This is a genomic window from Crenobacter luteus, assembly GCF_004345725.1.
In the GTDB taxonomy this organism is placed as follows: Bacteria; Pseudomonadota; Gammaproteobacteria; order Burkholderiales; family Chromobacteriaceae; genus Crenobacter; species Crenobacter luteus.
The window spans coordinates 107,266-118,680 of sequence record NZ_SLXG01000008.1; the positions used below are offsets into that span (position 1 = coordinate 107,266).

Consider the following 11,415-nt stretch of genomic DNA (forward strand, 5'->3'; position numbering starts at 1 on the left):
ACTTGCCGGCGCGGCGCTGGCGGCGAGGCCGTCAACCGGCGGACGCCGGCCGCGGCTCGCGCACGACGCCGAAGCGCGCGGCGAGCGCGTCGGCCCCGGCGTAGCCGAGCGGCAGCGGCTCGCCACCGAGCGCGAGGGCGGCGACCGGCCTCGTCGCCGGCCAGTCGTCCCACGCCTCGTCGGGCAGCGGCGCGCCGCCGTCCGCGACGAGGCGCCCGGCCAGCAGCGCCGCGTCGTGGTCGTGCACGCGCGCCGGATACCCGGCCAGCTCGAGATAGAACACGCCGTCGTCGCTGAGCCAGGCCGCGGCGGGCGCGGCGACGAGCCCGTCGGGCAACCGCACGACGCGCCCGTCCGGCTCGACGCGCGCGACGTAGGGCGTATCCTCCAGCGTCACGTAGGCGCGCTGCGGGCCGTTCTGCACGTAGGCGCCGTCGGCGCCGACCGCGTAGTTGCGCGCGAAGAAGGCGGCCAGCGCCGGATGCGTCAACCGCTCTCCGGCCATGCGCCAGATGCCGCGCGCGTCGAGCGCCAGCCAGCCGTAGCAGGCCGGCACGTTCGGCCACTTCGCCAGCGCCGCCAGAACCATCGCGTCCATCATTCCCTCCTCAGCACCGTCATCGGCGCGGTGCGCGCCACTTTTCTCAACAGCGGCCAGCCGGCCAGCGCGACGACGACCGTCCCGAGCGCCAGCCCCAGCAGCGGCAGCCACGGGTTCGCGAAGAACGGCAGCTTGAACAACTGCAGCGCCGCGACGCTGCCGAGCGCCATCGCGCCAAGGCCGGCCAGCAGGCCGGCCAGCCCGCCGAGGCAGGCGAGCTCGGCCAGCAGCACGCTCTTGAGCTGGCGGCGCGAGGCGCCGAGCGCGCGCAACAGCGCGACGTCGAACAGCCGCTCGTCGCGCGTGGCCGTCAGCGCCGCCCACAGCACCAGCACGCCGGCGGCCAGCGCGAGCACGAACATCGCCTCGACCGCCTGCGCCAGCCGCTCGACCACGCCGCGCACCTCGTCGAGGATGACGCCGACGTCGATCACCGTCAGGTTCGGCAGCCGCTCGACCATGCGGCTGGCGAAGGCCTCCTCGTCGGCCGGCAGCCGGAAGCTGGTGATGTAGCTAGCCGGCTGGCGCGAGAACCAGTCCGGCGGCGCCAGCACGAAGAAGTTGACGCGGAAGCTGTCCCACGGCACCTCCCTGAGGCTGGTCACGCGCGCCTTGTAGACGCTGCCGGCGATGTCGAACGACAGCGTGTCGCCCATGCGGATGCCGAGCGTCCCGGCCAACCCCTCCTCGACCGAGAACTGCGGCTTGGCGCCCTGCCCGGCCCAGAAGCGTCCGGCGGTGACGCGGTTGCCTTCGGGCAGCGAATCGCGCCACGACAGGTTGAACTCGCGCTCGGCCAACCTTCTGGCGCGCTCGTCGCGGTAGGCGGCCGGGCGCACCGGCCGGCCGTTGATCGCGACCAGGCGCGCGCGCACCATCGGCGCCAGTTCCGGCGCGCGCCGCCCGTCGAGCGCGAACAGGTCGGCGACCGTGTCGCGCTGCTCGGGCTGGATGTTGATGACGAACTTGTTCGGCGCGTCGGCCGGCACGCTGGCGCGCCAGGCGCCGATCAGGTCGGCGCGCACCACCGTCAGCGTCAGCAGCGCCATCAGCCCGACCGACAGCGCGACCACCTGGATCATCGCCAGCGCCGGCCGGCGCGCGAGGTTGGCGACGCCGTAGCGCCAGCCGACGCGGCCGGCCAGCGGCAGGCGGCGCAGCAGCAGCACCGCCGCCAGCGCGACCAGGCCGACCGCGGCGAGGAAGCCCGCCAGCGCCGCGAGTATCCACAGCGCGGCGACCGTCTCGCCGACCAGGTAGGCGGTCAGCGTCAGCAGCACGAACACCGCCGCCAGCGGCGTCAGCCACCCGACGCGCCGCGCCGGCAGCTCGACGCGCAGCACCGCGACCGCCGGGATGCGCCGCACCGTCGACAAGGGCGGCAGCGCCAGCCCGCCCAAGAGCAGCAGCGCCGACAGCGGCCCCATCGCCCACGGCAACGGCCCCGGCGCCGGCAGCGCGTCGGCGCCGAGCCAGCCGGCCGCAAGGGTAAGCAGCAGCGCCTGCGCGCCGAAGCCGGCGACCGTGCCGAGCGCGCCGGCGGCGAGCGCGAGCAGCGCGAACAGGCCGGTGAACAGCGCGCCGACCTCGCGCGAGGTCAGCCCGAGGCAGCGCAGCACCGCGACCGACTGCCAGTGGCGCGCGAGGTAGCGGCGCACCGCCAGCGCGACCGCGGCGGCGGACAGCGCCACCGTCAGCATCGCGGTCAGGCCGAGGAAGCGCCGCGCGCGCTCGAGCGCGGTGCGCACCTCGGGCCGCGCCTCCTCGACGTTCTCGACGCGCGCGCCGCGCGGCAAGCGCGCGCTGGCCTCGCGACGGTAGTCGGCGACCGCCGCCGCCTCGCCGGCGACCATCAGCCGCCAGCGGATGCGGCTGCCCTCCTGCACCAGGCCGGTCGACGCAAGGTCGGCGTGGTTCAGCAGCAGCCGCGGCACGAAGCTGTACAGGTCGAGCGTCGCGTCCGGCTCGCGCACGATCTGGCCGGCGACGGTCAGCCGCCGCTGGCCGACTTCGACGGCGTCGCCCTGCTTCACGCCGAGCTTGGCCATCAGCCGCGCGTCGAGCCAGGCCGTACCGGGCGCCGGCGCGCCGGCGCTTTTTTCCGCGCCGCCGGCCTGGACCGTCAGCGCGCCGCGCAGCGGGTAGCGTTCGGACACCGCCTTCAGCGTCGCCAGCGTCGCCGCGTCGCCGGCCATCACCATCGACGGGAAGCTGGCCGACTCGGCCAACTCGAGCCCGCGCGCGACGGCGCCGGCGCGAAAGGCTTCCGGCCACGGCGCGTCGGCGTTCAGCACCAGGTCGGCGGCCAGAAGCTGGGTCGCCTGGCGCGTCAGCGCGCGCTCGATACGGTCGGAGAAGAAGGCGACGCTCGTCATCGCCGTCACCGCGACGAACAGCGCCAGCGCCAGCACCGTCAGCTCGCCGGCGACCAGCTCGCGCCGCGCCATGCGCAGCGACCACATCAGGCGGTGCCAGGCGCTCATGGGCGCGCCCCCACCAGGCGGCCGTCGACGAGGCGGTAGATCGCGTCGCAGCGGCCGGCCAGCTCGGTGTCGTGCGTCACCAGCACCAAGGCGGTACCCTCCTCGGCGTTGAGCTGGAACAGGAGGTCGATGATCTGGCGGCCGGTCGCCGCGTCGAGGTTGCCGGTCGGCTCGTCGGCGAACAGCAGCCGGGGACGGATCACGAAGGCGCGCGCCAGCGCGACGCGCTGCTGCTCGCCGCCGGACAGGTGCTTGGGATAGTGGCGCAGCCGTTGGCCGAGGCCGACGCGCTCGAGCATCGCGCGCGCCGCCGCCTCCGGTTTCGGATGGCCGGACAATTCCAAGGGCAGCATCACGTTCTCGAGCGCGGTCAGCTGCGGCATCAGCTGGAAGTTCTGGAACACGAAGCCGACCCGGTCGCGCCTGAGCCTGGCGCGCGCGTCTTCGGACAGCGTCGACAGCGGCTCGCCGAGCAGCCACACCTCGCCGCCGGACGGGCGGTCGAGGCCGGCCAAGAGCGACAACAGCGTCGACTTGCCGCTGCCGGAGGCGCCGACGATGGCGACACTTTCTCCGTCCGTCAGCGTCAAACTGGCACTTTTCAGGATCGTCAGCGCCTCGCCGTTCAGGTGGACTTGCTTGGCGAGTTCGCACGCCGACAGAATGGACGTTTCTTCGAGGGGATGGAGCATGCGCTTTTCTTTTCGCTGGCTGTATCTGGTCGTCGGGCTGGCGACGTTCGCGCCCGCGGGCGCGGCCACCGTGATGGTGTTCGGCGACAGCCTGTCGGCCGCCTACGGGCTCGCGCCCGAACAGGGCTGGGTCGCGCTGATGCAGACAGAATTGGGGACGAAGCACCGCGTCGTCAATGCCAGCCTGTCGGGCGAGACCACCGCCGGCGGCCTGTCGCGGTTGCCGCAGGCGCTGGCGACGCACCAGCCGGACGTGGTGGTGATCGAACTGGGCGCCAACGACGGCCTCAGGGGCCTGCCGATCGTCGCGATGCAGGACAACCTGGCGAAGATGATCGAACTCTCGCGCCGCGCCGGCGCCCGCCCGGTGCTGGTCGGCATGGCGCTGCCCCCCAACTATGGCCCGCAATACACCGCCAAGTTCCAGGCCAGCTTCAAGACCCTGGCCGAGCGCGAGCGCGTGCCGCTGGTGCCCTTCCTGTTCGACGGCTTCGCCGCGGACCGCACGCGCTTCCAGAACGACGGCATCCACCCGAACGCCGCCGCGCAGCCGCGGATGCGCGACAACGTGCTGCGCGTGCTGCGGCCGCTGCTGGCCAAAAGCTGACGCGTCTCCGGCTCGGCCAACGTTGGCCGAAGCGATGAAAAAACCCCGCGACGCGTCGCGGGGTTTTGGCGTTCCCGAAGGAAGCGGATTACAGCTGGGCGGCGTTCTCGGCCAGGTAGGCGGCGACGCCGGCGGCGTCGGCCTTCATGCCTTTTTTACCCTTGTTCCAGCCGGCCGGGCACACTTCGCCGTTCTCTTCGAAGAACTGCAGCGCGTCGACCATGCGGATCATTTCGTCGATGTTGCGGCCCAGCGGCAGGTTGTTGACGACCTGATGCTGCACCACGCCCGACTTGTCGATCAGGAAGGAGCCGCGGAAGGCGACGCCGCCGTCGGCTTCGACGTCGTAGGCCTTGCACAGCTCGTGCTGGATGTCGGCGACCAGGGTGTAGCCGACCTGGCCGATGCCGCCTTTTTCGACGGCGGTGTTGCGCCACGCGGCGTGGGTGAAGTGGCTGTCGATCGACACGCCGATCACTTCGACGTTGCGCTTCTTGAACTCTTCCAGACGGTTGTCGAAAGCGATCAGTTCGGACGGGCACACGAAGGTGAAGTCGAGCGGGTAGAAGAACACCACGGCGTACTTGCCTTCGGTCTCCTGCTTGAAGTTGAAGTTCTCGACGATTTCGCCGTTGCCCTTCACGGCGGCGAAGGTTTTTTCGGCGCAGCCGAAGAACGGAGCTTGCTTGCCAACGAGTACGGCCATGGAGGTCTCCTTGAAGAAGCGGGTAAAGAAGCGGCCGGAAAACCGGCCAACAGAAAACGGGGTGGTTATAAATCAGCACGGCGGCGGACGACCAATTGGAAATCCATATCGCCCCAATTGAATCCGGCTATCCGTCATGCCAGATGAAGGGGGCAGATGGGGATAGCGAGCGGCATTTCAAGGCCAGGGCCACCGCGCAGCGGCCATGAAAAAACGGGCGGAATGCTCCGCCCGTTTCGCGTTTCGCCGGCGCTCGGCCAACCCTGGCCTTACTGCGCGGCGGTTTCGGCCTTCTGGCGCAGGCGCAGGTTCAGTTCGCGCAGCTGCTTCTCGTCGACCGCGTTCGGCGCGTGGGTCAGCAGGCACTGCGCGCGCTGCGTCTTCGGGAAGGCGATCACGTCGCGGATCGACTCGGCGCCGCACATCAGCGTCACCAGACGGTCGAGACCGAACGCGAGGCCGCCGTGCGGCGGCGCGCCGAACTTGAGGTTGTCGAGCAGGAAGCCGAACTTGTTCTGCTGCTCTTCCGGGCTGATCTTCAGCGCGGCGAACACCTTCTCCTGCACGTCGGCGCGGTGGATACGCACCGAACCGCCGCCGATTTCCCAACCGTTCAGCACCATGTCGTAGGCGCGCGCGAGGCAGGCGCCCGGATCGGTTTCCATCAGGTCCTCGTGACCCGGTTTCGGGCTGGTGAACGGATGGTGGCAGGCGGTCCAGCGGTCGGCCTCCTCGTCGTATTCGAACATCGGGAAGTCGACCACCCACAGCGGACGCCATTCCTTGACGAAGTAGCCGCCGGCCTCGCCCTTCTCGTGACCGATCTTGATGCGCAGCGCGCCGATCGCCTCGTTGACGACCTTGGCCTTGTCGGCGCCGAAGAAGATGATGTCGCCGTCCTCGGCGCCGGTGCGCGCGATGATTTCGGTCAGCGCGGCAACCGACAGGAATTTCACGATCGGCGACTGCAGGCCGCTGCTCTCGTCGTTGCTGATCTTGCTCTTGTCGTTGACCTTGATGTAAGCCAAGCCCTTGGCGCCGTAGATGCCGACGAACTGGGTGTACTCGTCGATCTCCTTGCGCGACAGCGAAGCGCCGCCCGGCACGCGCAGCGCGACGACGCGGCCGTTCGGCAGGTCGGCGGCGCCGCGGAACACCTTGAACTCCTCGGTCTTCATCAGATCGGTCAGTTCGGTGAACTTGAGGCTGACGCGCAGATCCGGCTTGTCCGAGCCGTAGTAGAACATCGCGTCGGCGTAGGCCATGCGCGGGAAGTCGCCGAGCTCGACGCCCATCACGTCGCGGAAGATCTCGCGCGCCATGCCCTCGGTGATGTCCATGATCTCGTCCTCGTTCAGGAACGAGGTTTCCAAGTCGATCTGGGTGAATTCCGGCTGGCGGTCGGCGCGCAGGTCTTCGTCGCGGAAGCACTTGGTGATCTGGTAGTAGCGGTCGAAGCCGGCCACCATCAGCAGCTGCTTAAAGAGCTGCGGCGACTGCGGCAGCGCGAAGAATTCGCCCGGGTGCACGCGGGACGGCACCAGGTAGTCGCGCGCGCCTTCCGGCGTCGAGCGGGTCAGCATCGGCGTTTCGACGTCGATGAAGCCCTGCTTGTCGAGGTACTGGCGCACGCCCATCGCGACGCGGTAGCGCAGGCGCAGGTTCTTCTGCATCGCCGGGCGACGCAGGTCGATCACGCGGTTCAAGAGGCGCACGTTCTCCGACAGGTTCTCGTCGTCGATCTGGAACGGCGGGGTGGCGGCGGCGTTGAGGATCTCGATCTCTTTGCCGAGGATCTCGATCTCGCCCGAGATCAGGTTCGCGTTGGCGGTGCCGGCCGGGCGCTCGCGCACGAGGCCGGTGATCGACACGACGTATTCGCCGCGGCAGGCGTCGGCGGTGGCGAAGGCTGCCGGCACGTCCGGGTCGAACACCACCTGCACCAGACCCTCGCGGTCGCGCAGGTCGATGAAGATCACGCCGCCATGGTCGCGGCGGCGGTGCACCCAGCCCTTCACGGTCACGGTCTGGCCGAGGTATTTCTTGTCGATGAGTCCGCTGTAATCGGTTCGCATGATGTGCTTGATTGGTTTCGGTTCTGAATGGTTGGACGGACTTGGCGACAGCTTAGCCCGCTTTGCGGGCCGGGGCCACCATGCCCATCGAAATCGCGTACTTCAGCGCCTCGTCGACGCTCATATTGAGCGGCCGGGTTTGCGCACGCGGCACCATGACGAAGTAGCCCGAGGTCGGGTTCGGGATGGTCGGCACGTAAACGCCGATATAGTCGTCGCCGAGCTCGTCGCTCACCATCTCGGGCAGCGGGCCGGTCTGGAAGGCGACCGTCCAGGTCCCCTGCTGCGGGAACTGCACCAGGATGGGCGTCTTGAAAGCCTGGCCGTTGTCGGACAGCAGCGTGTCGCTGATCTGCTTGACGCTGTTGTAGATCGACTTGACCACCGGCGTGCGCGACAACAGCGCGTGCCAGAAGTCGATCAGGCGTTGGCCGAGCACGTTGGCCGCCAGCATGCCGGTGCCGAGCAGGATGGCGACCGCCAGCAGCACGCCCAAGCCCGGGATCGCGAAACCGAACAGCCGCTCGGGACGCAGCGCGTCCGGCAGCAGGTTCAGCGTCAGGTCGAGGGTGCCGACGATCAGGTTCAGCACCCACAGCGTGACCGCTACCGGCAGCCAGATCAGCAGACCGGTGACCAGGTAACCCTTGAGGTTCATCTTGACCTGTTTCATCAGGAATGACTGCACGAGGCCGAACAGCTGTGCCCGGCGTCGCCGCCGGATTTGGCGCCGCCGCCGCCCTTGAAGTCGGTCGCGTACCAGCCCGAGCCCTTGAGCTGGAAGCCGGCGGCCGACACTTGCTTGTGGTAGTCGGCGCTGCCGCAGGCCGGGCAGGCGGCGATGGCGGCGTCGCTCATCTTCTGCAGGTGCTCCTTGCGCACACCGCAGGCGTTGCAGTGGTATTCGTAGATCGGCATGGTGACGTCTCCTGCGTGGATGCCGGCCGCGGCGGATGCGACGGCCCGGCGCTTGGGACGGCGCGCGCCAATGCAGGCCGACCCAAACGCGCGATTATATCCGACTGACGCGCCGGGGAAAAAGGGCGGCGGCCGTTGTCGCGACGCGACACGCGACACTGGCGCCGCACGGCCTTCTCGCCGTAACATGCCACTGTCAAGCTATATTGCACTGCAGCAGCGGGCGCCCACCCGTCCGCCTCTTCGTTCACGCACCCGGCCGCCGCGCCGGACCAGGAGGCCAGCATGACGCATCCCCTCACGTCGCTTTCGGGCAAGAAAGGCCTGATCGTCGGCATCGCCAACCGCCACAGCATCGCCTACGGCTGCGCGCGCGTCCTCAAGGCGCAGGGCGCCGAACTCGCCGTCACCTACCTCAACGCCAAGGCCGAACCCTTCGTGCGGCCGCTGGCGGACGAACTCGGCGCCGGCCTCGTCCTGCCGCTGGACGTCGAAAAGCCCGGCGAACTCGACGCCGTGTTCGCCGCGATCCGCGAACAGTGGGGCCGGCTCGACTTCGTCGTCCACTCGATCGCCTACTGCCCGCTCGAGGACCTGCACGGCCGCGTGGTCGACTGCAGCCTGGAAGGCTTCCAGCAGGCGATGCGCGTGTCGTGCTACTCGCTGATCGAGATGGCGAGGTTGGCCGAGCCCTTGATGAAGGACGGCGGCACCCTCGTCGCGATGAGCTACTACGGCGCCGAGAAGGTGGTCGAGAACTACAACATCATGGGGCCGGTCAAGGCGGCGCTCGAGAGCACGGTGCGCTATCTGGCGCACGAACTGGGCGGCCAGGGCATCCGCGTGCACGCGGTGTCGCCGGGACCGCTGAAAACGCGCGCCGCCTCCGGCATCGCGCACTTCGACGCGCTGATCGACGCCGCGATCGAGCGCGCGCCGCAGAACCGGCTGGTCGACATCGACGAGGTCGGCGCGACCTGCGCCTTCCTCGTGTCCGACGCCGCGCGCGCGCTGACCGGCGACACGCTGTACGTCGACGCCGGCTTCCACATCATGGGCTGACGCGCCCTCCTTGCAACCGACGCCGCCCCGCGCGGGCGGCCCCAAGACAAAGGCGCAGTACCATGACCCGCGACGAACACGCCTTCACCGACATCATCGCCGCCGCACGCGACGCCGGACCGCTGCCGATGGCGGTCGCCCACCCGGCCAGCCGCGAAGCGCTCCTGGGCGCCTTCGAGGCCGCCGACGAGGGGCTGGCCCGCCCGATCCTGGTCGGCCCGCGCGACAAGCTGGCGCGGCTGGCGGCCGAGCTGGAACGCGAGCTGGCCGATTTCGAACTGATCGACACCCCGCACAGCCACGCCGCCGCCGAGCGCGCGGTGCGGCTGGTGCGCGAAGGCCACGCCGAACTGCTGATGAAGGGCAGCCTGCACACCGACGAATTCATGGAAGCGGTGCTCGAGCGCAGCGCCGGCCTCAGGACCGACCGCCGCGTCAGCCACGTGTTCGTGATGAAGGTCGAGAGCTACCCGCGCTACCTGTTCATCACCGATGCGGCGATCAACATCGAGCCCGACCTCGCCGCCAAGCGCGACATCGTACAGAACGCGATCGACCTGACGCGTGCGCTCGGCATCGCCACGCCGCGCGTCGCCATCCTGTCGGCGGTCGAGACGGTCAACCCCAAGCTGCGCTCGACGATAGACGCGGCCGCGCTGTGCAAGATGGCCGACCGCGGCCAGATCAGCGGCGGCGTGCTCGACGGCCCGCTCGCCTTCGACAACGCGATCTCGGCCGAAGCGGCCGCCAGCAAGGGCATCGTCTCGCCGGTCGCCGGCCGGCCCGACGTGCTGGTCGTCCCCGACCTCGAGTCGGGCAATATGCTCGCCAAGCAGCTGACCTACCTAGCCGCCGCCGCCTCGGCCGGCGTCGTGATGGGCGCGCGCGTGCCCATCGTGCTGACCAGCCGCGCCGACGACGCGGCCGGCCGGCTCGCGTCGACCGCGGTCGCCAGCCTCGTTGCCCACCGTCGCCGCCATGGAGGCCCGCTATGACGCCCGTGCACCTGACGCTCAACGCCGGCTCGTCGACGCTGAAGTTCCGCGCCTACCACGCCGACGACCACCGGCTGCTGCTGCGCGGCCTGATCGACCACTTCGGCGCCGGCGACGCCAGCCTCGCGCTCGACTTCGCCGACGGCCGGCGTGAAACGCGCCGGCTCGCCGACACCGGCCGCGAGCGCGCGTTACCGCTGCTGCTCGCCACGCTGGCCGACGCCGGCCTCGTCGTCGCCGCCGCGATCCACCGCGTCGTGCACGGCGGGCGCGACTTCGCCGCGCCGGTGGCGCTGACGGCGGCGGTGCGCGAGCAGCTCGCCGCGCTGTCGGCGCTGGCGCCCTTGCACCAGCCGACCAGCCTCGCCGTCGTCGAGCAGTTGGCCGAGGCACGCCCGACGCTGCCGCAGATCGCCTGCTTCGACACCGCCTTTCACGCCAAGGCGCCGGCGCTCAACCAGCGCTTCGCGATCGCACGCCACTGGTACGACGAGGGCGTGCGCCGCTACGGCTTCCACGGCCTGTCGTACGCGGCGATCGCGCGCCGGCTGCCCGAGTACGGCCTGGCCGACGCGCGCGTCGTCGTCTGCCACCTCGGCAGCGGCGCCAGCGCCTGCGGCATGGTCGCCGGGCAGAGCGTCGCCTCGACGATGGGCTTCTCGGCGCTCGACGGCCTGATGATGGGCACGCGCGCCGGCCTGATCGACCCGGAGGTGCTGCTGTACTGGCAGGAGACGCACGGCATGGACATCAAGGCGGTGCGCGACGAGCTGTACAAGAAGAGCGGCCTCTTGGGCGTGTCCGGGCTGTCGTCGGACATGCGCGTGCTGCTCGAGAGCGACGCGCCCGAGGCGCACGAGGCCGTCGAGCTGTTTTGCAGCCGCGCCGCGCGCGAGGTCGCGTCGCTGTCGACCGCGATCGGCGGGCTCGACGCGCTGGTGTTTACCGCCGGCATCGGCGAACACTCGGCCGAGGTGCGCGCGAACATCGTCGCGCGGCTCGGCTGGCTCGGCCTCGCGCTCGACGCCTCGGCCAACCACGAGCACGACGCCGAGATCGCCTCGCCCGACAGCAGCGCCGACATCCTGGTGATCCCGACCGACGAGGAAGGCGAGATGCTCGCCGAGGCGCTGCCGCTTTTGGCCTGAGCCGCCGTCCGTAAAAAAAGGTTCTTCACGGATTCCCGGGGAAAGCGGCCCTGATCTTCAGGAAGAAGTACTCGCTGTCCCGGTAGCCATAGGCCATGCGCTTCATCACCTTGATCCGGTTGTTGATC

Annotated in this window: 12 protein-coding genes; 4 read left to right on the forward strand and 8 right to left on the reverse strand. The window is 69.9% G+C overall.

What is annotated here, in order from left to right:
• Positions 1-31 precede the first annotated feature (31 nt).
• Genes EV683_RS06960 through EV683_RS06970 form a run of 3 tightly spaced genes read right to left on the reverse strand, consistent with a single transcriptional unit; the run spans position 32 to position 3,776 of the window.
• Positions 32-598, reverse strand: a complete 567-nt coding sequence (locus EV683_RS06960) for a DUF2946 family protein (protein WP_131862295.1) — start codon at positions 596-598, stop codon at positions 32-34.
• Positions 598-3,084, reverse strand: a complete 2,487-nt coding sequence (locus EV683_RS06965; RefSeq protein WP_131862296.1) for an ABC transporter permease — start codon at positions 3,082-3,084, stop codon at positions 598-600. The genes EV683_RS06960 and EV683_RS06965 overlap by 1 nt, the downstream gene beginning before the upstream one ends.
• Complete coding sequence (locus EV683_RS06970; RefSeq protein ID WP_066611683.1) at positions 3,081-3,776, reverse strand: ABC transporter ATP-binding protein; 696 nt, start codon at positions 3,774-3,776, stop codon at positions 3,081-3,083. The genes EV683_RS06965 and EV683_RS06970 overlap by 4 nt, the downstream gene beginning before the upstream one ends.
• Here EV683_RS06970 and EV683_RS06975 point away from each other — a divergent pair.
• The gene (locus EV683_RS06975) at positions 3,775-4,383 is read left to right on the forward strand and encodes an arylesterase (RefSeq protein WP_066611685.1); all 609 of its coding nucleotides are present in this window, start codon (positions 3,775-3,777) and stop codon (positions 4,381-4,383) included. The two genes, EV683_RS06970 and EV683_RS06975, sit on opposite strands and share 2 nt — an antisense overlap.
• A gap of 88 nt (positions 4,384-4,471) precedes the next feature.
• Here the strand turns inward: EV683_RS06975 and EV683_RS06980 are convergent, their stop codons facing one another.
• The 4 genes from EV683_RS06980 to EV683_RS06995 form a co-directional block, all read right to left on the reverse strand.
• Complete coding sequence (locus EV683_RS06980) at positions 4,472-5,089, reverse strand: peroxiredoxin (RefSeq protein WP_066611687.1); 618 nt, start codon at positions 5,087-5,089, stop codon at positions 4,472-4,474.
• A 269-nt stretch (positions 5,090-5,358) separates the two neighbouring features.
• Complete coding sequence (aspS, locus tag EV683_RS06985) at positions 5,359-7,164, reverse strand: aspartate--tRNA ligase (RefSeq protein WP_131862297.1); 1,806 nt, start codon at positions 7,162-7,164, stop codon at positions 5,359-5,361.
• A 52-nt stretch (positions 7,165-7,216) separates the two neighbouring features.
• Entirely contained in the window at positions 7,217-7,837 is a 621-nt protein-coding gene (locus EV683_RS06990; RefSeq protein ID WP_066611691.1) for a DUF502 domain-containing protein, read from the reverse strand.
• The gene (locus tag EV683_RS06995; protein ID WP_131862298.1) at positions 7,837-8,082 is read right to left on the reverse strand and encodes an FmdB family zinc ribbon protein; all 246 of its coding nucleotides are present in this window, start codon (positions 8,080-8,082) and stop codon (positions 7,837-7,839) included. The genes EV683_RS06990 and EV683_RS06995 overlap by 1 nt, the downstream gene beginning before the upstream one ends.
• Before the next feature lie 285 nt (positions 8,083-8,367).
• Between EV683_RS06995 and fabI the strand changes: the two genes are divergently transcribed.
• The 3 genes from fabI to EV683_RS07010 all read left to right on the forward strand — a co-directional run bounded on the left by fabI (position 8,368) and on the right by EV683_RS07010 (position 11,287).
• Positions 8,368-9,144, forward strand: a complete 777-nt coding sequence (gene fabI / locus EV683_RS07000) for an enoyl-ACP reductase FabI (protein WP_131862299.1) — start codon at positions 8,368-8,370, stop codon at positions 9,142-9,144.
• 62 nt (positions 9,145-9,206) lie between these two features.
• Positions 9,207-10,139: a bifunctional enoyl-CoA hydratase/phosphate acetyltransferase gene (locus tag EV683_RS07005; protein WP_066611696.1), complete on the forward strand. Its 933-nt coding sequence runs from the start codon at positions 9,207-9,209 to the stop codon at positions 10,137-10,139.
• A complete protein-coding gene (locus EV683_RS07010; RefSeq protein ID WP_131862300.1) occupies positions 10,136-11,287 on the forward strand; it encodes an acetate/propionate family kinase in 1,152 nt (383 codons plus the stop codon). Before EV683_RS07005 ends, EV683_RS07010 begins: the two co-directional genes overlap by 4 nt.
• 25 nt (positions 11,288-11,312) lie before the next feature.
• Here EV683_RS07010 and EV683_RS07015 read toward each other — a convergent pair.
• On the reverse strand, positions 11,313-11,415 hold a 103-nt coding region (locus EV683_RS07015), incomplete at its 5' end, for a transposase (RefSeq protein WP_131862301.1).